Annotated in this window: 34 protein-coding genes and 3 tRNA genes; 4 read left to right on the top strand and 33 right to left on the bottom strand. The window is 63.9% G+C overall.

From position 1 onward, the window contains the following. Nucleotides 1-156: 156 nt before the first annotated feature. The 26 genes from GM910_RS18780 to GM910_RS18905 form a co-directional block, all read right to left on the bottom strand. Complete coding sequence (locus tag GM910_RS18780; protein ID WP_159590020.1) at nt 157-741, bottom strand: adenylate kinase; 585 nt, start codon at nt 739-741, stop codon at nt 157-159. Then, entirely contained in the window at nt 738-2,078 is a 1,341-nt protein-coding gene (secY, locus tag GM910_RS18785) for a preprotein translocase subunit SecY (RefSeq protein WP_159590022.1), read from the bottom strand. Before secY ends, GM910_RS18780 begins: the two co-directional genes overlap by 4 nt. 203 nt (nt 2,079-2,281) lie before the next feature. Continuing rightward, complete coding sequence (gene rplO / locus GM910_RS18790) at nt 2,282-2,752, bottom strand: 50S ribosomal protein L15 (RefSeq protein WP_159590024.1); 471 nt, start codon at nt 2,750-2,752, stop codon at nt 2,282-2,284. 19 nt (nt 2,753-2,771) lie between these two features. After that, nucleotides 2,772-2,972, bottom strand: a complete 201-nt coding sequence (gene rpmD, locus GM910_RS18795) for a 50S ribosomal protein L30 (protein ID WP_159590026.1) — start codon at nt 2,970-2,972, stop codon at nt 2,772-2,774. Nucleotides 2,973-3,011: 39 nt separating this feature from the next. After that, nucleotides 3,012-3,572, bottom strand: coding sequence for a 30S ribosomal protein S5 (gene rpsE, locus GM910_RS18800; RefSeq protein WP_159590028.1), 561 nt, complete (start codon nt 3,570-3,572; stop codon nt 3,012-3,014). A gap of 76 nt (nt 3,573-3,648) precedes the next feature. Further along, nucleotides 3,649-4,008, bottom strand: coding sequence for a 50S ribosomal protein L18 (gene rplR, locus GM910_RS18805; protein WP_159590030.1), 360 nt, complete (start codon nt 4,006-4,008; stop codon nt 3,649-3,651). A gap of 12 nt (nt 4,009-4,020) precedes the next feature. Continuing rightward, nucleotides 4,021-4,554 (bottom strand): 50S ribosomal protein L6, encoded by a 534-nt coding sequence (gene rplF / locus GM910_RS18810; RefSeq protein ID WP_159590032.1) that lies wholly within the window; start codon nt 4,552-4,554, stop codon nt 4,021-4,023. Between the two features lie 37 nt (nt 4,555-4,591). After that, nucleotides 4,592-4,990 carry a 30S ribosomal protein S8 gene (gene rpsH, locus GM910_RS18815; protein ID WP_159590034.1) on the bottom strand — a complete coding sequence of 133 codons (399 nt, stop codon included), beginning with the start codon at nt 4,988-4,990 and terminating at the stop codon, nt 4,592-4,594. A gap of 13 nt (nt 4,991-5,003) precedes the next feature. Beyond that, nucleotides 5,004-5,309, bottom strand: a complete 306-nt coding sequence (gene rpsN, locus GM910_RS18820) for a 30S ribosomal protein S14 (protein WP_159590036.1) — start codon at nt 5,307-5,309, stop codon at nt 5,004-5,006. Between the two features lie 27 nt (nt 5,310-5,336). Beyond that, on the bottom strand, nt 5,337-5,894 hold the full coding sequence (rplE, locus tag GM910_RS18825) for a 50S ribosomal protein L5 (RefSeq protein WP_159590038.1): 558 nt from the start codon (nt 5,892-5,894) through the stop codon (nt 5,337-5,339). Beyond that, nucleotides 5,887-6,201, bottom strand: a complete 315-nt coding sequence (gene rplX, locus GM910_RS18830; RefSeq protein ID WP_159590040.1) for a 50S ribosomal protein L24 — start codon at nt 6,199-6,201, stop codon at nt 5,887-5,889. Before rplX ends, rplE begins: the two co-directional genes overlap by 8 nt. A gap of 11 nt (nt 6,202-6,212) precedes the next feature. After that, nucleotides 6,213-6,581: a 50S ribosomal protein L14 gene (rplN, locus tag GM910_RS18835; protein WP_159590042.1), complete on the bottom strand. Its 369-nt coding sequence runs from the start codon at nt 6,579-6,581 to the stop codon at nt 6,213-6,215. A 57-nt stretch (nt 6,582-6,638) separates the two neighbouring features. Then, a complete protein-coding gene (rpsQ, locus tag GM910_RS18840; protein ID WP_159590044.1) occupies nt 6,639-6,881 on the bottom strand; it encodes a 30S ribosomal protein S17 in 243 nt (80 codons plus the stop codon). A gap of 11 nt (nt 6,882-6,892) precedes the next feature. Then, a complete protein-coding gene (rpmC, locus tag GM910_RS18845; protein WP_159590046.1) occupies nt 6,893-7,093 on the bottom strand; it encodes a 50S ribosomal protein L29 in 201 nt (66 codons plus the stop codon). Between the two features lie 11 nt (nt 7,094-7,104). Further along, nucleotides 7,105-7,518: a 50S ribosomal protein L16 gene (rplP, locus tag GM910_RS18850; protein WP_159590048.1), complete on the bottom strand. Its 414-nt coding sequence runs from the start codon at nt 7,516-7,518 to the stop codon at nt 7,105-7,107. A gap of 24 nt (nt 7,519-7,542) precedes the next feature. Then, nucleotides 7,543-8,244 (bottom strand): 30S ribosomal protein S3, encoded by a 702-nt coding sequence (gene rpsC / locus GM910_RS18855; protein ID WP_159590050.1) that lies wholly within the window; start codon nt 8,242-8,244, stop codon nt 7,543-7,545. Beyond that, a complete protein-coding gene (gene rplV / locus GM910_RS18860; protein ID WP_159590052.1) occupies nt 8,244-8,633 on the bottom strand; it encodes a 50S ribosomal protein L22 in 390 nt (129 codons plus the stop codon). The genes rpsC and rplV overlap by 1 nt, the downstream gene beginning before the upstream one ends. 2 nt (nt 8,634-8,635) lie before the next feature. Then, complete coding sequence (gene rpsS, locus GM910_RS18865; RefSeq protein WP_159590054.1) at nt 8,636-8,914, bottom strand: 30S ribosomal protein S19; 279 nt, start codon at nt 8,912-8,914, stop codon at nt 8,636-8,638. Between the two features lie 16 nt (nt 8,915-8,930). Next, a complete protein-coding gene (rplB, locus tag GM910_RS18870) occupies nt 8,931-9,767 on the bottom strand; it encodes a 50S ribosomal protein L2 (protein WP_159590056.1) in 837 nt (278 codons plus the stop codon). 20 nt (nt 9,768-9,787) lie between these two features. Then, the gene (locus GM910_RS18875) at nt 9,788-10,081 is read right to left on the bottom strand and encodes a 50S ribosomal protein L23 (protein WP_159590058.1); all 294 of its coding nucleotides are present in this window, start codon (nt 10,079-10,081) and stop codon (nt 9,788-9,790) included. Next, nucleotides 10,078-10,698 carry a 50S ribosomal protein L4 gene (gene rplD / locus GM910_RS18880; protein ID WP_159590060.1) on the bottom strand — a complete coding sequence of 207 codons (621 nt, stop codon included), beginning with the start codon at nt 10,696-10,698 and terminating at the stop codon, nt 10,078-10,080. The genes GM910_RS18875 and rplD overlap by 4 nt, the downstream gene beginning before the upstream one ends. Continuing rightward, nucleotides 10,698-11,429 (bottom strand): 50S ribosomal protein L3, encoded by a 732-nt coding sequence (gene rplC / locus GM910_RS18885; RefSeq protein WP_159590062.1) that lies wholly within the window; start codon nt 11,427-11,429, stop codon nt 10,698-10,700. Before rplC ends, rplD begins: the two co-directional genes overlap by 1 nt. Before the next feature lie 75 nt (nt 11,430-11,504). Next, entirely contained in the window at nt 11,505-11,813 is a 309-nt protein-coding gene (gene rpsJ / locus GM910_RS18890; RefSeq protein WP_007066362.1) for a 30S ribosomal protein S10, read from the bottom strand. Nucleotides 11,814-11,879: 66 nt separating this feature from the next. Further along, nucleotides 11,880-13,055 carry an elongation factor Tu gene (tuf, locus tag GM910_RS18895; protein WP_159590064.1) on the bottom strand — a complete coding sequence of 392 codons (1,176 nt, stop codon included), beginning with the start codon at nt 13,053-13,055 and terminating at the stop codon, nt 11,880-11,882. A gap of 174 nt (nt 13,056-13,229) precedes the next feature. After that, nucleotides 13,230-13,303: transfer RNA gene (locus GM910_RS18900), tRNA-Gly, on the bottom strand. Between the two features lie 97 nt (nt 13,304-13,400). Continuing rightward, nucleotides 13,401-13,485 (bottom strand) — tRNA-Tyr (locus GM910_RS18905). A 196-nt stretch (nt 13,486-13,681) separates the two neighbouring features. Here GM910_RS18905 and GM910_RS18910 point away from each other — a divergent pair. After that, complete coding sequence (locus GM910_RS18910; protein WP_159590066.1) at nt 13,682-14,527, top strand: TrmH family RNA methyltransferase; 846 nt, start codon at nt 13,682-13,684, stop codon at nt 14,525-14,527. Nucleotides 14,528-14,622: 95 nt separating this feature from the next. Here GM910_RS18910 and GM910_RS18915 read toward each other — a convergent pair. Then, a tRNA-Thr gene (locus tag GM910_RS18915) sits at nt 14,623-14,698 on the bottom strand. A 264-nt stretch (nt 14,699-14,962) separates the two neighbouring features. Here GM910_RS18915 and GM910_RS18920 point away from each other — a divergent pair. Together GM910_RS18920 and GM910_RS18925 are read left to right on the top strand one after the other, a co-directional pair. After that, nucleotides 14,963-15,736, top strand: a complete 774-nt coding sequence (locus GM910_RS18920) for an NAD kinase (RefSeq protein WP_159590068.1) — start codon at nt 14,963-14,965, stop codon at nt 15,734-15,736. Nucleotides 15,737-15,863: 127 nt separating this feature from the next. Beyond that, complete coding sequence (locus tag GM910_RS18925; protein ID WP_425482705.1) at nt 15,864-17,315, top strand: DEAD/DEAH box helicase; 1,452 nt, start codon at nt 15,864-15,866, stop codon at nt 17,313-17,315. 22 nt (nt 17,316-17,337) lie between these two features. Here GM910_RS18925 and GM910_RS18930 read toward each other — a convergent pair whose 3' ends face one another. Further along, entirely contained in the window at nt 17,338-17,661 is a 324-nt protein-coding gene (locus GM910_RS18930) for a TfoX/Sxy family protein (RefSeq protein ID WP_159590072.1), read from the bottom strand. A gap of 112 nt (nt 17,662-17,773) precedes the next feature. Between GM910_RS18930 and GM910_RS18935 the strand changes: the two genes are divergently transcribed. Further along, nucleotides 17,774-18,271 (top strand): GFA family protein, encoded by a 498-nt coding sequence (locus GM910_RS18935; protein WP_159590074.1) that lies wholly within the window; start codon nt 17,774-17,776, stop codon nt 18,269-18,271. Nucleotides 18,272-18,273: 2 nt separating this feature from the next. Here GM910_RS18935 and sufA read toward each other — a convergent pair whose 3' ends face one another. The 5 genes from sufA to sufC all read right to left on the bottom strand — a co-directional run bounded on the left by sufA (nt 18,274) and on the right by sufC (nt 22,541). Next, entirely contained in the window at nt 18,274-18,660 is a 387-nt protein-coding gene (gene sufA, locus GM910_RS18940) for a Fe-S cluster assembly scaffold SufA (RefSeq protein ID WP_159590076.1), read from the bottom strand. A 98-nt stretch (nt 18,661-18,758) separates the two neighbouring features. Then, nucleotides 18,759-19,154: an SUF system Fe-S cluster assembly protein gene (locus GM910_RS18945; protein ID WP_159590078.1), complete on the bottom strand. Its 396-nt coding sequence runs from the start codon at nt 19,152-19,154 to the stop codon at nt 18,759-18,761. Between the two features lie 5 nt (nt 19,155-19,159). Then, nucleotides 19,160-20,401, bottom strand: coding sequence for a cysteine desulfurase (locus GM910_RS18950; RefSeq protein ID WP_159590080.1), 1,242 nt, complete (start codon nt 20,399-20,401; stop codon nt 19,160-19,162). A 109-nt stretch (nt 20,402-20,510) separates the two neighbouring features. Next, entirely contained in the window at nt 20,511-21,776 is a 1,266-nt protein-coding gene (sufD, locus tag GM910_RS18955) for a Fe-S cluster assembly protein SufD (protein WP_159590082.1), read from the bottom strand. A gap of 9 nt (nt 21,777-21,785) precedes the next feature. After that, nucleotides 21,786-22,541 (bottom strand): Fe-S cluster assembly ATPase SufC, encoded by a 756-nt coding sequence (gene sufC, locus GM910_RS18960; RefSeq protein ID WP_159590084.1) that lies wholly within the window; start codon nt 22,539-22,541, stop codon nt 21,786-21,788. Between the last annotated feature and the right edge of the window lie 20 nt (nt 22,542-22,561).

The following is a 22,561-nucleotide window of genomic DNA, read 5'->3' on the forward strand; positions in this document are numbered from 1 at the left end:
GCCGGCGGCGCTTTTGACCTGCGACCGGACAAGACGAAAGCGCCCGGCCCGGCCAACGATTTTTCCGACCGGCACCGACCGCTTTGACATTCAAGCGAATTGGCGCCGTCTTTGACGGAATCGCCGGGAAAAGTCAACTCCCCGGGCGATGTTCTTTCAGATCGAACGCAAAACCTTTTCGATCTTGGTTGTGACGTCCGCAATGCTGGCCATGCCGTCGACGGTGTGGAGCCGTCCCTTGGCGTAGTAGTAGCCGATCAGCGGGGCCGTTTTCTTGTAGTACTCGCGCAGCCGCTCCTCGAACACGGCGGGATTGTCGTCCCTGCGCACCGGCTGGCCTGCGGATTTCGTCTCTTCCGCCCGCTTGGCGATCCGGCCGATCAACGCCTTGTCGTCGACCGCCAGCTCGATCACCGCGTCCAGCTTCAGCCCGCGTTCGGCGAGCATCGCCTCGACCGCGTCGGCCTGCGCGAGCGTGCGCGGATAGCCGTCGAGAATGAAGCCGTTCGCGCAGTCTGGCTGGCCGATCCGCTCCGCGACGATGGCGTTGACGATAGCGTCCGACACCAGCTCTCCAGCGTCCATGACGGCCTTCGCCCGCTTGCCTACGTCGGTCCCCGCGTTCACCGCCGCGCGCAGCATGTCGCCTGTCGATAGCTGCGGAATACCGTATTTCTCGACGAGCTTTTGTGCCTGGGTCCCCTTCCCCGCCCCCGGCGGCCCAAGAAGTATAAGCCTCATCGTCCCCTCTTGCCTCCCCGGAGCTTCGATTTCTTGATCAGTCCCTCATACTGATGCGCGATCAGGTGGCCCTGAACCTGCGCCACCGTGTCGAGCGTGACGCTGACGACGATGAGCAGAGACGTGCCGCCGAGGTAGAAGGGCACGCCGGTCGCCGAAATCAGAAACTCCGGAAGCAGACACACCAGAACGAGATAGATAGCGCCGACCACCGTGATGCGGGTCAACACATAGTCGATATAATCCGCCGTGCGCTCACCCGGCCGGTAGCCGGGAATGAAGCCGGAGTGCTTCTTCAGCTGATCGGCCGTGTCCTTCGGGTTGAAGACGATGGCCGTATAGAAGAAGGCGAAGAAGGCGATCAGCGCGGCGTAGAGCAGCATGTAGAGCGGCTGGCCATGGCCCAGTGTCGCAAGCAGCGAGCCGGCCCAGGCGGGAAGCTGGGTCGTGTCGGAAAAACCGGCCACGGTGGCAGGCAGGAGAAGCAGCGAGGAAGCGAAGATCGGCGGGATGACCCCAGCCGTGTTGAGCTTCAAGGGCAGATGCGAGGTATCGCCCTGGAACATGCGGTTGCCGACCTGGCGTTTCGGATACTGGATCAGAAGCCGCCGCTGAGCGCGCTCGAAGAAGACGATGACGCCGATCACGACGATGGCGATCACGATGATGGCGAGGATCAGCCCCGTCGACATGGCGCCGGTGCGGCCAAGCTCCAGCGTACCGCCGATGGCCGATGGCAGGCCGGCGACGATGCCGGAGAAGATGATGAGCGAGATGCCGTTGCCGATGCCACGCGCGGTGATCTGCTCACCGAGCCACATCAGGAACATGGTGCCGCCGACCAGCGTGATGACGGCGGAGATGCGGAAGAACCAGCCGGGGTCGGTGACGATGTTGGCCCCGCCTTCAAGCCCCACGGCGATGCCGTAGGCCTGCACGGTGGCCAGGAGCACAGTGCCGTAGCGGGTGTACTGGTTGATGACCTTGCGGCCCTGCTCGCCCTCCTTCTTCAGCTGCTCCAGCGAGGGCACGACCGACGTCATCAACTGCATGATGATGGAGGCGGAGATGTAGGGCATGATGCCGAGGGCGAAGATCGCCATGCGCTCCACCGCGCCGCCGGCGAACATATTGAACATACCCAAAACGCCGCCCGACTGCTGCTGGAAGGCCTGCGCGAACGCCTCCGGGTTGATGCCCGGCATCGGGATGTAGGTGCCGAGGCGATAGACCAGCAGCGCGCCGAGCGTGAACCAGATACGCTTCTTCAAATCCTCGGCCTTGGCGAAAGCCGCGAAATTGAGGTTGGATGCAAGTTGCTCGGCTGCCGATGCCATGAAGAATTCTCCGCTCCGTCACACGCCCCATGCGCGACCAGGAAAGGTGGATGCAGGCTTACCCGCCGTCGGCGGTCAAGTCCAGAAGGGTCCTGTGTGACCAAAGCACCCAGACGCCCGCCCCGCGGCGGATCGCGCCGCCCCGGAGATAGGCCGGGGGCAGCGGACTTGCAAGCGGCGGGTACCCGCCCGCCCGCGCCGCGTTACTCTGCGGCCTTCTCCGGCAGCTTGACCGAGCCGCCGGCCTTCTCGACCTTCTCGACCGCCGACTTGGAGGCGCCGGCGACGTCGAGCGTCACCTTGGCCTTCAATTCGCCGTCGCCAAGTACCCGCACGCCGTCCCTGGCCCGGCGGATGACGCCGGCCTTGATCAGAGCTTCGGTGTCGATGGTGGCCTTGGCGTCGAGCTTCTTGGCGTCGATGGCAGCCTGGATGCGGCCGACGGAGACTTCGTTGAAGTCCTTGCCGAAGATGTTGACGAAGCCGCGCTTCGGCAGGCGCCGATAGAGCGGCATCTGGCCACCCTCAAACCCCTTGATGGCCACGCCCGAGCGGGACTTCTGGCCCTTCACGCCGCGCCCGCCGGTCTTGCCGAGGCCCGAACCGATGCCGCGGCCGACGCGCTTGCGCGAGTGGGTCGCGCCTTCCTGGTCCCTGAGTTCGTTGAGCTTCATTTTTCCGTTCCTCGGTTCCTCAGGCCTCGTCGACGACGCGCACGAGGTGCTGCACCGCGGCGATCATGCCGCGCACGGAGGGCGTATCCTCCAGCGTCGAGCGGCGATGCATTTTGTTGAGCCCCAGGCCGATCAGCGTCGCGCGCTGCTCCTTGGGGCGGCGGATGGGGCTACCGATCTGCTCGACCGTGATCGTCTTGCCCTTCTTCTTCTCAGCCATCTTCGTCATTCCTTGAGCTCAGGGCTTGCCGCGCGCGGCCTACTCTTCCGCCCCGACGGCTACGCTGCCGCGGCGTGCCTGCAGGGTCGAATATTTGATGTTGCGCTGGGCAGCCACATCCTTGGGATGCATCTGGTGCTTCAGCGCGTCGAACGTTGCGCGCACCATGTTGTACGGGTTCGCCGAGCCGAGAGACTTGGCGACCACGTCCTGCATGCCGAGCGTTTCGAAGACGGCGCGCATCGGGCCGCCGGCGATGATGCCGGTACCGGGCTTGGCGGCGCGCAAAAGAACGCGGCCGGCGCCGTGGCGGCCCTGCACGTCGTGGTGCAGCGTACGACCGGCACGCAGCGGCACGAAGATCATGTCGCGCTTGGCGCTCTCGGTGGCCTTGCGGATTGCCTCGGGCACCTCACGGGCCTTGCCGTGGCCGAAGCCGACGCGGCCCTTCTGGTCGCCGACGACGACGAGCGCGGCGAAGCCGAAACGGCGGCCGCCCTTGACCACCTTGGCGACGCGGTTGATGTGAACGAGCTTGTCGACGAACTCGCTGTCGCGCTCTTCGCGCTCGCGGCGATCGTCCCTGCGTGGCTGTGCCATTGTCCTTGTCCTTGTTCTTTTCCGGTAGCACGGGGTTGATGGGAGCTGCGGGCGCCTTCCGCGCCCGAAGCAGTGATTAGAACTCCAAGCCGCCCTCGCGAGCGGCGTCGGCCAGCGCCTTGACACGGCCGTGATAGAGATAGGCGCCACGGTCGAAGACGACCTTCTCGACGCCCGCCTTCTTGGCGCGCTCGGCGATCAGCTTGCCGACCGCACTCGCCGCTTCCGTGTCGGCGCCGGTCTTGAGCTTGCCCTTCAGATCCTTCTCCAGCGTGGAGGCGGCGGCAAGCGTGCACCCCTTCACGTCGTCGATGACCTGAGCATAGATGTTTTTCGACGAGCGATAGACCGAAAGCCGCGGCTGCCCATTGGCAACCGACTTAAGCTTGCGGCGAACGCGCCCGGCGCGTCGCGTAACGGATACCTTCGACACCATGGCTTATCGTTCCTACTTCTTCTTGCCTTCCTTGCGGATGATCGTCTCATCCGCGTATTTCACGCCCTTGCCCTTGTAGGGCTCGGGCCCGCGGAACTTGCGGATCTCCGCGGCCACCTGGCCGACCACCTGCTTGTCGACGCCGCTGACGACGATTTCCGTCGGCTTCGGCACGGCGATGGTGACGCCTTCCGGCGCCTCGTAGTTCACCTCATGGCTGTAGCCCAGGGAGAGCTGCAGCTTCTTACCCTGCATGGCCGCACGGTAACCGACGCCGTTGATCTCGAGACGCTTCTCGAAACCGCCCTTCACGCCGTTGACGATATTGGCGATCTGGGTGCGCGACATGCCCCACTTGGACCGCGCGATCTTGGACTGGTCGCGCGGATCAACCGCGATCGCCCCGTCCTCCATCTTCACCAGGACCTCGTCATTGACGACGAAGGTCAATTCGCCCTTCGGCCCCTTGGCCGTAACCGTCTGGCCATCAACAGTGGCCGTCACGCCTTCCGGCACGGGGACCGGCTTCTTGCCTATACGAGACATTGTCTTGTCCTCGTTGTTCTTGGTCAGCCTCCGCAGATCAGAAGATCTGGCAGAGAACCTCTCCGCCGACGTTCTGCTCACGCGCCTGGTGGTCGGCCATCACGCCTTTCGGCGTGGAAAGGATGGCTACGCCAAGACCGTTGGCAACGTTGGGAATCGACTTCACGGACACATAGACGCGACGGCCGGGCTTGGAAACCCGCGCGATCTCGCGGATCACGGGCGCGCCTTCGAAATATTTCAGCTCGATCTCGAGTTCCGACTTGCCGTTGTCGTAGTCGACCTGGCTGTAGTCACGGATATAGCCTTCCGCCTTCATGACATCGAGCACACGCACGCGCAGGCGCGAGGCAGGCGAAGAAACGGTGTTCTTCTTGCGCCCGATGGCATTACGGATGCGGGTCAGCATATCGCCGAGAGGATCGTTCACGGACATCTCAATGGCCCCCTTACCAGCTCGACTTGACCAGGCCCGGGATCAGGCCGTTGTTGCCAAGTTCGCGAAGCGCGATGCGCGACATCCTAAGCTTGCGATAGAAGGCGCGCGGGCGGCCCGTCACGTCGCAGCGGTTGCGAATGCGCGTCTTCGACGAGTTGCGCGGCAGCGCAGCAAGCTGAAGCTGCGCCTTGAAGCGCTCTTCCATCGGCTGCGTTTGATCCATGATGGTGGCCTTCAGTGCCGCACGCTTCGCGGCGTAACGGTCCACCAACTTGCGGCGCCTCTTGTTCTTCTCGACTGCGCTAACTTTTGCCATTTGGAATTTCCTTGTTCTCGCCTGCCGTTACTGCCGGAACGGGAAGTTGAAGGCCTTCAACAGCGCCCTCGCCTCGTCGTCGGTCTTGGCGGTCGTACAGACGATGATGTCCATTCCCCAGATCTGGTCGACCTTGTCGTAATTGATCTCGGGGAACACGATGTGCTCCTTCACGCCCATGGCAAAATTGCCACGGCCGTCGAAGCTCTTCGGGCTCAGGCCCCGGAAATCGCGAACACGCGGGAGCGCGACATTCACCAGCCTGTCCAGAAATTCATACATGCGGTCCTTGCGCAGCGTCACCTTTGCGCCGATGGGCATGCCTTCGCGCACTTTGAAGCCAGCGATGGAGTTGCGGGCCTTGGTGATCACAGGCTTTTGGCCGGCGATCAACGCCAGGTCTTCCGCCGCGACGGTCGGCTTCTTGGAATCGCCCGTCGCCTCGCCGACACCCATATTGATGACGACCTTGTCGATGCGCGGAACCTGCATCTCGTTCTTGTACTTGAAAGCCTCGAGGAGCTCCTTGCGGATCGCCTCCTCATACTGCTTCTTCAAGCGCGGCTGATAATCGGCCTTAGCCATCGATCAATTCTCCCGAGCGCTTCGCCACGCGCACCTTCTTGCCGTCCTTCTGGACCTGGAAGCCGACGCGGGTGGGCTTCCCGTCCTTGGGGTCGGCCAGCGCCAGGTTCGACACGTGGATCGGCGCTTCCTTGGTGATGATGCCGCCTTCGGACTGTGCCGACTGCTTCTGGTGCCGGCGTACGAGGTTGACGCCGCGCACCAGCGCCTTGTCTTCCTTCGGCATCATCTTCAAAATTTCACCGGTACGCCCTTTGTCGCGGCCGGTCAGCACGACGACATTGTCGCCTTTTTTGATCTTCTGCATTTTCCGGCCTCCTAAAGAACTTCCGGCGCCAGCGAGATGATCTTCATGTGGTTCTTGGCGCGAAGCTCGCGCGGAACCGGGCCGAAGATACGCGTGCCCACGGGCTCTTTCTTGTTGTCGACGAGGACGGCGGCATTGTTGTCGAAACGGATCACGCTGCCGTCGGAACGGCGAATGTCCTTGGCGGTGCGCACGACAACCGCCTTCATCACGTCACCCTTCTTCACGCGGCCGCGCGGAATGGCTTCCTTGACCGAGACGACGATGACGTCGCCGACGGAAGCATATTTCCGCTTCGAGCCGCCCAGCACCTTGATGCACATGACACGACGGGCGCCGGAATTATCCGCCACGTCGAGGTTTGTTTGCATCTGAATCATGACTGGCCGCCTTCTTATCTTATTCGGGGAAGCGGTGCTTCCCGGCTTGTTCCAACCTTATTGCGCTTGGGCTTCGTTCACGACGACCCAGCACTTTTCCTTCGAGATCGGGCGCGTTTCCTGGATCAGCACCGTGTCGCCGACCTTGCACGCATTGTTCTCGTCATGGGCCTTGTACCGCTTGGAACGACGCACCGTCTTCTTCAGAAGCGGATGCGCGAACCGGCGCTCGACGCGGACGACCACCGTCTTGTCGTTCTTGTCGCTTACCACGGTGCCCTGCAAAACGCGCTTTGGCATTCTCGTTTTCCTCAGGCCTTGCTGCCGGCCGATTTCTCGGCGGCAATTGTCTTGATGCGCGCAATGTCACGGCGAATCTGCTTCACCCGCGCGGTTTTTTCGAGCTGCCCCGTCGCCTTCTGGAAACGGAGGTTGAACTGCTCTTTCTTCAGCTTGGCCAACTCGTCGTCGAGCTGGTCGGGCGTCATCGCCCTCACGTCAACGGCCTTCATGGCGCCTTCTCCTACTCTGCGATGCGCTGGATGAAGCGCGTCTTGACCGGGAGCTTGGCTGCCCCGAGGCGAAGCGCCTCGCGCGCCACGTCGTCGGCCACACCGTCGATCTCGAACATGACGCGACCAGGCTTCACCCGGCACGCCCAATAATCCACCGAGCCCTTGCCCTTACCCATGCGGACTTCGGTCGGCTTGGAGGTGACGGGCACGTCCGGGAAGATGCGGATCCACACCCGGCCCTGGCGCTTCATGAAACGCGTGATGGCGCGGCGTGCGGCCTCGATCTGCCGGGCGGTCACCCGCTCCGGCTCAAGCGCCTTCAGGCCGTAGGAACCGAAATTCAGCTCAGTGCCGCCCTTGGCAACGCCGTGGATACGACCCTTGAACTGCTTGCGGAATTTCGTGCGCTTTGGTTGCAGCATCTTTATCTACTCCAAAATTCCGGCTCAAGCGTTTTCGCGACGGCGGCCGCCGCCCTGCTCGCCCTCGACAGCACGGCGCTCCGAGGCCATCGGGTCGTGCTCCAGGATCTCGCCCTTGAAGACCCACACCTTGACGCCGCAGATGCCATAGGCGGTCTTCGCCTCGGACGTGCCGTAGTCGATGTCGGCGCGCAGCGTGTGCAGCGGCACACGGCCCTCGCGGTACCATTCGATGCGCGCGATCTCGGCCCCGCCCAGACGGCCGGTGCAGCTGATGCGGATCCCTTCAGCACCGAGCCGCATGGCCGACTGCACGGCGCGCTTCATGGCGCGGCGGAAGGCGACACGGCGCTCGAGCTGCTGGGAGATCGACTGGGCGATCAGCGTCGCGTCGATCTCCGGCTTGCGCACCTCGACGATGTTCAAATGCGTCTCCGCATTGGTCATCTGCGAGACCTTGCGGCGCAGCTTCTCGATATCCGCACCCTTCTTGCCGATGATGAGGCCGGGGCGCGCGGAGTGGATCGTCACCCGGCACTTCTTGTGCGGGCGCTCGATGACCACCTTGGAGATCGCCGCCTGCTTGAGCTCCTTCTCGATGTACTCGCGGATCTTCAGATCCTCGTGAAGAAGCTGGCCATACTCGGCATTGTCCGCGAACCAGCGAGAGTTCCAGGTGCGGTTGATGCCGAGACGGAGACCGATCGGATTGACTTTCTGGCCCATTATGCGGCCTCCACTTGTTCTTCGACTTCTCGAACGACGATCGTCAGGTGCGAGAATGGCTTCTCGACGCGGTTGGCACGGCCGCGGCCGCGGGCGTGGAAGCGCTTCATGACGATCGACTTGCCGACATAGGCCTCTGCCACCACCAGCGCATCCACATCGAGGTCGTGGTTGTTCTCGGCATTGGCGATCGCCGATTCCAGCGTCTTCTTCACCGCGTCGGCGATACGCTTGCGCGAGAACTCGAGGTCCGCGAGCGCGGCCGCGACCTTCTTGCCGCGGATCATGGCAGCGACGAGGTTCAGCTTCTGCGGGCTGACGCGGACCGTGCGCAGGACCGCACGCGCCTCGTTGTCTGCAAGCCTGCGCGGCGCTTTGGCCTTGCCCATTTCTACTTCCTCTTTGCCTTCTTGTCCGCACCGTGGCCGTAATAGGTACGGGTCGGAGCGAACTCACCGAATTTGTGGCCCACCATCTCTTCGGAGACGAGCACGGGAATGTGCTTCTGGCCGTTATAGACGCCGAAGGTCAGCCCCACGAACTGGGGCAGGATGGTGGAGCGGCGGCTCCACATCTTGATGACCTCCTTGCGGCCGCTTTCACGGACCTTGTCGACTTTCTTCAGAAGAAAGCCGTCGACGAAGGGGCCTTTCCAGACTGAACGGGACACGAGCCGTTACCTTTCCTTACTTCTTGCGCTGATGGCGCGAGCGCATGATGAACTTGTCGGTCGCCTTGTTGGACCGCGTCTTCATGCCCTTGGTGGGCTTGCCCCAGGGCGAAACTGGGTGGCGACCGCCGGACGTGCGGCCTTCGCCGCCGCCATGCGGGTGGTCGACCGGGTTCATGGTGACGCCGCGGTTGTGCGGGCGCTTGCCCAGCCACCGCTTGCGCCCGGCCTTGCCGAGGCTGATATTGCCGTGATCCGGATTGGACACCGCGCCGACGGTAGCCATGCAGGAACCGGAAACCAGCCGCTGCTCGCCCGAGTTCAACCGCAGGATCGCCATGCCCTGGTCACGACCGACAAGCTGCACATAGGCACCCGCCGAACGTGCGATCTGGCCGCCCTTGCCCGGCTTCATCTCCACATTGTGGACGATCGTGCCGAGCGGCATGGCCGACAGCGGCATCGCGTTGCCCGGCTTCACGTCCGCGCCCTGCTCGGAAGCGATCACACGGTCGCCAACCGAAAGACGCTGCGGCGCCAGGATGTAGGACAACTCGCCGTCATCATAGCGGATGAGCGCGATGAACCCGGTGCGGTTGGGATCATACTCCAGCCGCTCGACGACGCCCGAGACGTCGAACTTGCGGCGCTTGAAGTCGATCAGACGGTACGTGCGTTTGTGGCCGCCACCTTGGAAACGCGCCGTGATGCGGCCGGTGTTGTTGCGGCCGCCCTTGCTCGTCAGGCCCTCGGTCAGGCCCTTGACGGGCTTGCCCTTATAGAGGCCCGAGCGGTCGACGATGACCAGCTGGCGCGTGCCCGGCGTTACCGGTTTGTAGTTCTTGAGTGCCATGTCTTAATCCTCGCGGCCTCTCAAAGACCTGTCGCGATGTCGATGGAATGGCCCTCGGCCAGCGTCACGACAGCCTTCTTGACGTCGCTCGTCCGTCCGATGGTGCCGCGGAACCGCTTCACCTTGCCCTTGCGCACAAGCGTATTGACGCCCTTGACCTTGACGTTGAACAGCGCTTCCACCGCCGCCTTGATCTCGGGCTTCGTGGCCTTGCGCGCCACGTTGAAGACGACCTGGTTGTTCTCCGAGGCCATCGTCGATTTCTCGGTGACCGCCGGGCTGACGATCACGTCATAGTGGCGAAGGTCCGTCATTTGAACCGCTCCTCGAGTGCCTCGACAGCGGCCTTGGAGAGGACCAGCGTGCCGCGGCGCAGAATGTCGTAGACGTTGATGCCCTGGACCGGCAGCACGTCGATGTTGGGGATGTTCGCCGCCGCACGCTTGAAGCCGGCGTCGATTTCCGCCCCGCCGATCATCAGCGCGTTGGTCAGCCCCAGCTTGGCGAAGTTATCCACCAGCACTTTCGTCTTGCCGTCCGTCAGCGCCAGATCATCGATGACGATGATGTTGGCAGCCTTGGCCTTGGCCGAAAGCGCATGCTTCAGGCCCAACGCCCGTACCTTCTTCGGCAGGTCGTGGGCGTGGCTGCGAACCACCGGTCCATGCGCCCTGCCGCCGCCGCGGAACTGCGGCACGCGCGCCGACGAATGGCGTGCGCGACCGGTGCCCTTCTGGCGGTACATCTTGGCGCCGGTGCGCGCGATCTCGGCGCGCCCCTTGGTCTTGTGCGAGCCCTGCTGACGCTTGGCAAGCTGCCAACGCACGACGCGGTGAAGAATGTCCTCGCGCGGGTCAAGCCCGAAGATCTCCTCGGAAAGCTTCAGCTTACCGGCATCCTTGCCCGCAAGGGTGGTTACCTTCAGTTCCATCACTCAGCCCCCTCGGTGGCGGCGGTTTCTTCGGCCTTCACGGCGTCTTTCTTGGCAGCGGCGCGAATGGCGCCAGGCTGCGGCGCATTCTCCGGCAGTGGCGCCTTCACGGCATCGCGCACCATGATCCAGGCACCCTTCGAGCCCGGCACTGCACCGCGCACTAGGATAAGGCCGCGCTCGGTGTCGGTCGAAACCACTTCCAGGTTCTGGGTGGTCACGCGATGGTCGCCCATGTGGCCGGCCATCTTCTTGCCTTTGAACACCTTGCCGGGATCCTGGCGCTGGCCGGTCGAGCCGTGCGAACGGTGCGACACGGAGTTACCGTGCGTCGCGCGACCGCCGCCGAAATTATGGCGCTTCATGACGCCCTGAAAGCCCTTGCCGATCGAGGTGCCCGTCACGTCGACCTTCTGTCCGGCGACGAAGTGATCCGCCGTGATCTCGGCGCCGACGTCGAGCAGATTGTCCGGCGACACGCGGAACTCCGCCACCTTCGCCTTGGGCTCGACGGAGCTTGCGGCGAAATGGCCGCGCAGCGCCTTCGACGTATTCTTTACCTTGGCGAGCCCCACGCCGAGCTGAACGGCGGTGTAGCCATTCTTCTCCTCGGTGCGCTGGGCCACGACCTGGCAATTCTCCATGCGCAGCACCGTGACGGGGATATGCTCACCCGCCTCGTTGTAGACGCGCGTCATCCCGATCTTCTGTGCGATAACACCTGAACGCATCGGTTCGATTTCCTTTCAGGCTTCCCGCCGCCGGCCGCTTGGGCCTGCCCGGGTTCCTATCCTCTTGTCTTCCGCCTAAAGCTTGATCTCGACGTCCACGCCGGCTGCCAGGTCGAGCTTCATCAGAGCGTCCACCGTCTGAGGCGTCGGATCGACGATGTCGAGAAGACGCTTGTGGGTCCGCATTTCGAACTGCTCGCGGCTCTTCTTGTCGATGTGCGGCGAGCGGTTCACCGTGAACTTCTCGATCCGCGTCGGCAGCGGGATGGGGCCGCGGACATTGGCGCCGGTGCGCTTGGCCGTGGACACGATCTCGCGCGTCGAGGCATCGAGCACCCGGTGGTCGAACGCCTTGAGGCGGATACGGATATTCTGTCCGTTCATGTGTCAGTTCCTCGTTCGGCTGCGGCGCGGGCTTGTCCCGCGCCGCGAGCGCGAATATCTGCCCCGTTACTCAGTGATTGCCGCGACGATGCCGGCGCCGACGGTGCGGCCGCCCTCGCGGATGGCGAAGCGCAGCCGCTCCTCCATGGCGATCGGCACGATCAGTTCGACGTCCATCGTCACATTGTCGCCCGGCATCACCATCTCCGTGCCTTCCGGCAGCGACACCACGCCCGTCACGTCCGTCGTGCGGAAGTAGAACTGCGGCCGGTAGTTCGTGAAGAACGGCGTGTGGCGACCGCCCTCCTCCTTCGTCAGGATGTAGGCTTCCGCCTTGAACTTCGTGTGCGGCGTCACCGAGCCGGGCTTGGCCAGAACCTGACCGCGCTCCACGCCCTCGCGCTCCACGCCGCGCAGAAGCGCGCCGATGTTGTCGCCCGCCTGCCCCTGGTCCAGAAGCTTGCGGAACATCTCGACGCCCGTGCACGTCGTCTTCGACGTCGGACGGATGCCGATGATCTCGATCTCGTCGCCCACCTTGACAACGCCGCGCTCAACGCGCCCCGTCACAACCGTGCCGCGGCCCGAGATCGAGAACACGTCCTCGATCGGCATCAGGAACGGCTGGTCGATCGGGCGCTCCGGCGTCGGGATGTAGGCGTCCACCTCCTTCATCAGCGCCCGCACCGCGTCCTCGCCGATCTCCTTGTTGGAATCCTCCAGCGCCGCAAGCGCCGAACCCTTGACGATCGGAATGTCGTCGCCCGGGAACTCGTAGCTCGACAGAAGCTCGCGCACCTCGAGCTCCACCAGCTCCAGAAGCTCCGGATCGTCCACCTGGTCGACCTTGTTCAAGAACACCACGATCGCCGGCACGCCGACCTGGCGGGCAAGCAGAATGTGCTCGCGCGTCTGCGGCATCGGGCCGTCGGCCGCCGACACAACCAGGATCGCCCCGTCCATCTGTGCCGCTCCCGTGATCATGTTCTTCACGTAGTCGGCGTGGCCCGGGCAGTCGACGTGCGCGTAGTGCCGCGCATCCGTCTCGTATTCCACATGCGCCGTCGAGATCGTGATGCCGCGCGCCTTCTCCTCCGGCGCCGCGTCGATCTGGTCGTACGCCTTGTACTCGCCGAAGTACTTCGTGATCGCCGCCGTCAGTGACGTCTTGCCATGGTCGACGTGACCAATCGTCCCGATGTTCACATGCGGCTTCGTGCGCTCAAATTTACCTTTGGCCATCTCAATTTTCCTTGGGCGGCGTGGTTGTCGGTTTCAGTTGCGGGGCGATTAGCGGCAAAGCCCGCAAAAAACAAGCCCCTTGTCGGCAACGGGCCGGCGCCGCCTCTTAATCCTCCTCGCCGGCGGAAATACCAGGCCTATGAACACGATATCGGCAGGTGTTCGCTATAGCGCTGGAGCGGGTAGCGGGAATCGAACCCGCATATTCAGCTTGGAAGGCTGCTGCTCTACCATTGAGCTATACCCGCCCATCCGTGGGCAACCCTCCGCTGAAGCTTCGGAGGGGCACTCCTTCGTCTAACGACCTTCGGGTGGCCTGCCACCCGAAGCTCGAAGAGCGAAAGGTGGTGGAGGGGGCTGGATTCGAACCAGCGTAGGCATAGCCAACGGATTTACAGTCCGTCTCCTTTAACCACTCGGACACCCCTCCGAACTGTCGCCGGAATCGTACAGCGAGTTATTTGGGAAAGCCGGCGCAACCAGTCAATGGTACGCCCGTTTTCCGCGACGCCTTATGGCGATGACGTCGAGCGCTGTCAACAGCGTGATAGGCTTTCGACGGGAAATTCGCGCCGCCTCCTCTTTCTGCGATAGGCGTACGCCCGCGCCTCCGCTATAGGAGCCCGATGAGCGACGACAAGCCCGGAACACCCAAGGACAGTCACTATGCCCGCCTGCGCCGGGCTCACCGGCAGCGCGCAGGCGCGCCCCAAGTGCAACACACGCGCGGTGCGATGCCTGCTGCAGCCGTTCCCGAAGGCCTGGTGCGCCTTTACGGGTTGCATACGGTGCGCGCCGCCCTCGACAACCCCGCCCGCACAATCCACCGCATGCTGGTGACGCGCAACGCCGCGCAGCGGCTGGGGCTTGGCGATCTTTCCGCCCTGCCCTTTCCCGTGGAACAGGTGGAGCCGAAGGCGATCGACGCGCTGACCGGCACCGAGGCCGTGCACCAGGGCGTCCTGATCGAGGCGGAGGCGCGCGCGCCCAAGCCGCTCTCCACGCTTGGCGAGGCATCACTCGTCCTCGTGCTCGACCAAGTGACCGACCCGCACAATGTCGGCGCCATCATGCGCTCGGCCGTCGCCTTCGGTGTCGATGCGCTGGTGACCACCGCCCGCCACAGCCCGGCCGAATCGGGCGTGCTCGCCAAGGCGGCATCCGGCGCGCTGGAGCACATCGACCACATCGCGGTGCGCAATCTGGCCGCCGCGCTCGAGGATCTGCACGCGGCGGGGTTTTACACCATTGGCCTCGACTCGGACGGGCCGCGAGCGCTGGAAGAGACGGTAAAAGGCGGCAAACTCGCCCTCGTGCTGGGAGCGGAAGGCAAGGGATTGCGGCAAAAGACACGAGAGACCGTCAGCGTGCTCGCTCGCCTCGACATGCCCGGCCCCATCCGCTCGCTCAACGTATCGAATGCCGCCGCCGTCTCGCTCTACGTCGCCCGGCGGCGTCCGGGCAACGGCTGAAACGGCTGGTAGAGTCTACGGGGGAGTTCATTCCCAGCGCCGGACGTAGCCGAAGTGCGCTATCAAGCAATCAACTGAAATCGTTGGGTGAAGCGTGGTGCCCCCGTGCGGACTCGAACCGCAGACCCCCTGATTACAAATCAGGTGCTCTACCAACTGAGCTACAAGGGCATGGCTGTGCGCATAGCACAATCGGCGACGGAGTAAAACGCATTCCGTTCAGCCGCGGCTGAACATATGGCCCTAACGGTCTGACCCAAACAGATGGTACCCATCTGTTTGGAAAAGTCAGCCCCACAAGCTATTAATCTGGTGGGGCGATTTGCCCTGACAGATGGTACCATCTGTCAGGATCGCACCACTAGCTTTGCAGACGTGCAAGACGCGTGCTACCCGTTGTCTCCTTTCGGCCAGCAACGGAATCACCTGCCGCACATGACCCAGCCGCAGCTTGCCATCGCCTTCGCCTCGGCGAATACGGACGACGCCCGGGAAGCCGCCGCCAGGCTTTCCGTGCTGTACGGCCAGGAACGGCCCGAGAATGCCGATATCATCGTCGCGCTCGGCGGCGACGGCTTCATGCTGCACACCCTGCGCGAGACAATGGGCTCGGGCAAGAAGATCTACGGCATGAACCGGGGCACGATCGGCTTCCTCATGAACGAGTATCGCGAGGAGGGTCTGCGCGAGCGCATCATGGAGGCCATCGCCGAGACCGTGCGGCCGCTGGAGATGACGGTCACCGACATGGACGGCAAGGTATCGAAGGCGCTCGCCATCAACGAGGTGTCGCTTCTGCGCCAATCCTACCAGGCGGCCAAGATCCGCATCGCCATCGACGGTAAGGTGCGGCTCGACGAATTGATCTGCGACGGCGTCATGGTGGCCACCCCCGCCGGCTCCACCGCCTATAATCTGTCGGCGCACGGGCCGATCCTGCCGCTTGACGCGCCGCTTCTGGCGCTTACCCCGGTAAGCCCCTTCCGGCCGCGGCGATGGCGCGGGGCGCTCCTGCCCAACCAGGCGACCGTCGACCTGACGGTGCTGGAGCCGGAAAAGCGGCCGGTCAACGCGGTCGCTGATCATACAGAGATAAAATCGGTGGTGGAGGTGCGCGTGCATGAATCCCACAACATGACCGCCACCATCCTCTTCGACGCCAGCCATTCGTGGAACGAGCGCATCCTGGCGGAACAGTTCCGCTACTAGCCCGTTACGCACGCTGTTGACATTATGCGCACCACGCCTTAGGCCCCATCTTGAGGTCGTGGGCATGTGCCCGGCCGGAGTGCGAGGCATCCGCCGCAACGCATAGAGCAGCAAAGACAATCGATACGTGTCTATAGACCAAGAAACCGCACAGGACGCTGTGACGTTCGCAGACCTCGGCCTGTCGCCGAAGGTTCTTTCGGCCGTCACCGACGCCGGCTACACGGAACCGACGCCCATTCAGGCCGGCGCTATCCCGCATGCGCTTGAGGGCAAGGACGTGCTGGGCATCGCCCAGACCGGCACCGGAAAGACCGCTTCCTTCGTACTGCCCATGCTCACCAGGCTCGAGCGCGGGCGGGCGCGGGCGCGCATGCCGCGCACCCTGATACTGGAGCCGACGCGCGAACTCGCCGCCCAGGTGGAAGAAAACTTCGTCAAATACGGCAAGAACCACCGGCTCAACATCGCGCTTCTGATCGGCGGCGTCTCCTTCGACGAGCAGGAGAAGAAGCTGGAGCGCGGGGCGGATGTGCTGATCGCCACGCCGGGCCGCCTGCTCGACCATCATGAGCGCGGCAAGCTGCTTTTGACCGGCGTGGAAATCCTCGTCATCGACGAGGCGGACCGCATGCTCGACATGGGCTTCATCCCGGATATCGAGCGCATCTGCAAGCTCATCCCCTTCACGAGGCAGACGCTGTTCTTCTCCGCCACCATGCCGCCGGAGATTACCAAGCTCACACAGCAGTTCCTGCAGGCGCCGGTGCGCGTCGAGGTATCCCGGCCGGCGACGGCGGCCGTCAACATCACCCAGCGCCTCGTCAAGGCCGGTTCCAAGCCGTGGGCAAAGCGCGAGCGCCTGCGGGAGCTCATCCGCGCCGAAGGCGACGAGGTGAAGAACGCCATCATCTTCTGCAACCGCAAGACCGAAGTGGCCACGCTTTTCCGCTCGCTGGCGCGCCATGAGTTCGATGCCGGTGCGCTGCATGGCGACATGGACCAGCGCGCGCGCATGATGATGCTGGAGAATTTCCGCAAGGGGAAGCTCAGGCTGCTCGTCGCATCAGACGTGGCCGCGCGCGGCCTCGACATTCCCGACGTCAGCCATGTCTTCAATTACGACGTGCCGACGCACTCTGAAGATTATGTGCACCGCATCGGCCGCACGGGCCGCGCCGGCCGCTCCGGCAAGGCCTTCACCATCGTCACCCGCGCCGACCAGAAATATGTGTCGGGCATCGAGAAGCTGATCGGCCAGCAGATCGAGTGGCTCGACGGTAACCTCTCCACTCTGACGGCGGAAGACGAGGCCGAGGAGCGGCCTCGTCGGGGCCGTTCAGGGCGCGACGAAAGAGCGCGTGGCGGCCGTAAACCCGCGCCGGAAAGAGCCAAGCACACCGGCGAAGCCGCACCGAAGGCCCAGGACGACCGGCGTCGGCGCAAGGACGCGATCAAATCCTCCAACGAGGCCGAGCAGAGAAGGCCCGCCCGGCAGCGCGAACGAGAGGAGGCGAACGCCCCGGTAGGCTTCGGCGATGACGTTCCGGACTTCATGAAAGTCCACGGGAAGGTCTGAAGAGACCTTCTCCCTGTCCGCGCTATTTTTTCGAGCGCAGCCCCGCCTCATAGGCGCGCCGCGCCCACACCGCCATCTCATCGGGATCGTCGATGGCGCGGTCGGGTATGGACCAGTAAGGCATAGCCGTCGGCTTGCGGCCGGGATGACCCGCATAGACCCATTGCCGGCTACCCGCGGTCGCAAATTCGGGGGCGCTCTCCGCATCAGCCTTCAGCAGGACTTCGCCATCCACATCGAGGGCGACGATCAGACCCTCGTGATAGATGCCCTTGCCGCCGAACATGCGCTTGATCGTAACCGGCCCCAAGCCGGCGAAGAGGTCGCGGATATCTTGGTCGTTCATCCCATGAAGATGCCAGTATCCGCCTCACCTGTCAGCTAGCTTTGCAACATCTGCTGACAGAGCGCGTTTTCCCCCTTAAGTTCCTGCCGTTCGCTCCTTGAGGAACTCTGCCATGCCCATGATGCTGAAAGGCTCGTGCCGCTGCGGTGCGGTCAGGTTTCAAGTCGAAAGCCACACGCCCGTCCCCTATCAGCGCTGCTACTGCAGCATCTGCCGCAAGCAGCAGGGCGGCGGCGGATACGCGATCAATCTCGGCGCGCAATCATCGACGCTTGCCGTGGAAGGCGAAGAGCATCTTGGTCTCTACCGCGCCGAGATCGAGGACGACGAACATCCGCGCTGCGAGATTTCCACCGGCGAGCGCCGCTTCTGCCGCGAGTGCGGCTCGGCCCTCTGGCTCTACGATCCTACCTGGCCGGATCTCATCCACCCGTTCGCTTCAGCGATCGATACGGAACTCCCGAAGCCGCCGAGCAGCGTGCACCTCATGCTGAAATACAAGGCGGGCTGGGTCGAGCCGGAGATACGCAAGGGCGACGCGACGTTTACGCTCTACCCGAGGGAGTCAATTGCCGAGTGGCACCGGCGCAATGGTGTGTGGGTGGAATAGGCTCACGCCGCACCCGCGGCGCGCGCCTCGGCCAAAGCCTTCAGATCGGCGGGCTTGAGTTCGACGGATTCACCGCAGCCGCAGGCGGAACTCTGGTTGGGATTCTTGAAGGTGAAGCCTGTCCTGAGCTGCGTCACCTCGAAATCCATCTCCGTGCCGAGAAGGAAAAGGGCGGCTTCCGGCGCCACATAGACATGGGCGCCGTCGTGCTCGACATGATCGTCCTTCGGGTCGGGCGCGCTCACCAGATCGACCGTATATTCCATGCCCGCGCAGCCGCCCTTCTTGATGCCCACGCGGACGCCATGCGCGCCGTCGCGCGCCTCGACGATCTCACGCACGCGGGAAGCGGCAGCGTCCGTTATGGTGATGACTTGAAAGCGGCCCATAAATTTCTCCATTCACGGCGAGGTCAAGACTCGCGGAAAGGCTTCTCTATAAAGATGGTCAAGAAAGGCGGGCGTTGCAAGCACCGCCTGTCCGACCCTCAGTACCAGCCGATGGCGACCTGCGCCTCCTCCGACATACGGTCGGGCGTCCAGGGCGGGTCGAAGACCATGCTGACCTCGACGTCGCCGACGCCCTCGACGGCACCGACAGCGTTCTCCACCCAGCCGGGCATCTCGCCGGCCACGGGGCAGCCGGGCGCCGTCAGCGTCATGTCGATCTTGACCGAGCGGTCGTCCTCGATGTCGATCTTGTAGATCAGGCCAAGCTCGTAGATATCGGCCGGGATTTCCGGATCGTAGACGGTCTTCAGCGCGCCGATGATGTCGTCGGTCATGCGCGCAAGCTCATCCTGAGGAATGGCGGAGGCTGTAAAAAGCTCGCCTCCGGCCGCCCCGGCATCGTTCGTCTCTGGCTTCTGGCTCGTATCCGTCATCGTCTTCATCCGAAGAATTTGCGCGCCTCATCGAGCGCGTCGGCGAGCGCATCCACCTCGGCCCGCGTATTATACATGGCGAAGGAAGCGCGGCATGTCGAGGTCACGCCGAAACGCTTCAGAAGCGGCTGCGCACAATGGGTGCCGGCGCGCACCGCCACGCCCGCGCGGTCGATGACCATCGAAACGTCGTGGGCATGGATACCGGCAAGCTCGAAGGACAGGATCGAGCCCTTGCCGGGTGTCGTGCCGAAAATGCGCAGGGAATTGATCTGGCTCAACCGCTCGTGGGCGTATTTCGAAATATCCGCCTCGTGCGCGGCAATGTTCTCGCGGCCGATGCCTTCCACATATTCGAGCGCCGCTCCAAGGCCGATCGCCTGCACGATAGGCGGCGTGCCGGCCTCGAAGCGGTGCGGCGGCTCGTTATAGGTGACGTCGTCCACCGTCACGTCCTCGATCATCTCACCGCCACCCTGGAAGGGCCGCATCTCCTCGAGCCGTTCACGCTTCCCGTAAAGAACGCCGATGCCCGAGGGGCCGTAGAGCTTGTGCCCGGTGCAGGCATAGAAGTCACAGCCGAGCGCCTGCACGTCGACCGGCATATGGACGGCGCCCTGGCTGCCATCGACCAGCACCGGGATACCGCGCGCATGGGCGATGCGCACGATGTCGGCAATGGGCGTCACCGTGCCGAGAACGTTCGACATATGCGTGATGGCGACGAGCCTGGTGCGCTCGGTCAGGCACTTCTCGAAGTCTTCGATGTGGAAGGCGCCGTCGTCGTCCACCGGCACCCAGGTAAGCTTCGCGCCCTGCCGCTCGCGCAGGAAGTGCCAAGGCACGATATTGGAGTGGTGCTCCATGATCGACAGCACGATCTCGTCGCCCTCGCCGATCCGCGGCATCGCATAGCCATGGGCGACGGTGTTGATGGCCTCGGTCGCCGATTTGGTGAAGACGATCTCCTCGGCGCTTGGCGCGTTCAGGAAGCGGCGCACCGTCTCCCGCGCCTTTTCATAGGCTTCGGTCGCGGCATTCGACAGGAAGTGCAGGCCGCGGTGCACGTTCGCGTACTCCTGGGAATAGGCGTACGTGACCGCGTCGATGACGGCCTGCGGCTTCTGTGCGGAAGCCGCGTTGTCGAGATAAGTCAGCGGCTTTCCGTAGACCTCGCGCGCAAGGATCGGGAAGTCGCGGCGGATCGCCTCGACGTCGTATGTGCTGCTTTCCAGCTTCTGATCCATCAACATCCTCGCTTCGTCATCCCGGAAAGCCGAAGGCTTGTCCGGGGTCTATTCCGGAACGTTGGTGCCCGGCGCAAGCGCGCCGGGATGGCGCCCGCCTATTGCAACCTCACCCGTGCTTGGCGAACCAGGCGTCGAGCTTTGCTTCCAGCGCCTCGATAACCGGTTCGTTCTCCAGCTCCTCGATCACCTCGGCCACGAAAGCCTTGACGAGGAGGCCGCGCGCCGTCTTCTCGTCGATGCCGCGCGCCATCAGGTAGAACAGGTGATCGGCCTCGATCTCCGTCACCGTCGCGCCGTGGCCGCAGGCCACGTCGTCGGCGAAGATTTCCAGCTCCGGCTTTGACGAGAAGCCGCCCTCGTCCGACAGGAGAAGGGTGTTGCAGGCCATCTTGGCGTCGGTCTTCTGCGCCTGGCGCGCCACCCGGATCTGGCCCTGGAAAGCGCCCTCTGCCTTGTCCGTCACAACATTGCGGATGGTCTCGGTGGACACGGTCGCCGGGCCCACATGGTCGAGCACCATGGTGACGTCGCAATGGGTTTCGCCGGAGAGCAGGTTGACGCCGCGCAGGCGGAACTCGGAGCCCTCGCCCTCCGCCACCAGCCGCAGTTCCTGGCGCACCAGCTTGCCGCCGGCGTTCATTACGAACAGGGTGAGCTTGGCATCCTTGCCGATCTTCACGTTGATCTGGCCGAGATGGCTCGCCCCTTCCGGCTGCTCCTGAATGATGAGGTAGAGGATTTCCGCCCCGTCGCCCACGTCCAGATGACTGACGGAGGAGACCAGCGCATCGCCCTCGCCCGTCTGCCGCTCTACGATGGTCGCCTTGGCGTCCTCGCCCGCACGCACGGCGAAGCGCGTGTGCACCTGCCCGCCGGCCTGCACGTTCTGCAGCTCGATGGGACGTTCAAGGGCCGTACCGGCGGGGATATCGACGGCGAAACCGTCGGCAGCGAAGGCCGAATTGATGGCCGAGACCGTATCATCCGCGTCCGCCGGCCCCAGCAGCGAGGCAAGGCTGCCGTCGGTCAGCTTGCTCGCCACGCTGGCGACCGAGATGCCCTCGGGCACTTGCGCCTCGCCGGCCACGCCGTTCAGCACCGGAAGCACCGCCGAGCCCGCCAGAAGCGGCTCCCGGGGTGCTGCATGCGCGGTAAGGTCGAACGCCGGCACGAAGGAAAGGAGCCGGCGCAGGTCCGTATAGTGCCAGGCCTCGACCTTGCGGTTGGGCAGGCCGCGCTTCAAAAGCTCCACCGCCGCACTGCGCTTTTCCGCGACCTCGGTGTCGCCCGGCAGGTATTCGGCGCGCTCCACGAAAGCCTGAAGAAGCGCATCCTCGGCGGCGGTGCGCCTGATTTGCGTCTGAATGTTCATCGCCGCCCCCTATGCCGCCTCGCCGACGAGCCCGGCATAGCCGTTCTTCTCCAGCTCCTGCGCCAGTTCCTTCTCGCCCGACCTCACGACGCGGCCCCTGTAGAGCACGTGCACCGAATCCGGCACGATATAGTCGAGCAGGCGCTGGTAATGGGTAATCACCACGATCGTCCGGTCCGGCGATCTGAGAGCGTTGACGCCGTCGGCGACGATCTTCAGCGCATCGATATCGAGGCCGGAATCGGTCTCGTCGAGCACGCAAAGCGCCGGCTCCAGGAGCTTCATCTGCAGGATTTCCGCGCGCTTCTTCTCGCCGCCGGAAAAGCCGACGTTGAGCGGCCGCTTGAGCATGCTGATGTCCATGTCGAGCGCCTCGGCCGCGCCCCGCACGCGCTTCATCAGCTCCGGGATCTTCAGTTCCTCCTGCCCGCGCGCCTTGCGCTGCGCGTTCATCGCCACCTTGAGGAACTCCATGGTGGCCACGCCCGGTATCTCCATCGGATACTGGAAGGCGAGGAAGAGGCCGGCGGCCGCGCGCTCGGCCGGGTCCATCTCGAGGATCGATTCCCCGTTGAAAAGAATGTCGCCCTCGGTCACCTCATAGTCCTCGCGGCCGGCGAGCACATAGGAAAGCGTCGACTTGCCGGAGCCGTTCGGCCCCATGATGGCGGCCACCTCGCCGGCCTTCACGGTGAGGTCCACGCCGCGCAGGATTTCCGTGCCATCCTCGGCGATGCGGGCGTGCAGGTTCTTGATTTCAAGCATATTTGTTCTTCCCAAACTTC

Origin of the sequence: Chelativorans xinjiangensis, from assembly GCF_009812055.1 — a bacterium.
Classification (GTDB): Bacteria; Pseudomonadota; Alphaproteobacteria; order Rhizobiales; family Rhizobiaceae; genus Chelativorans; species Chelativorans xinjiangense.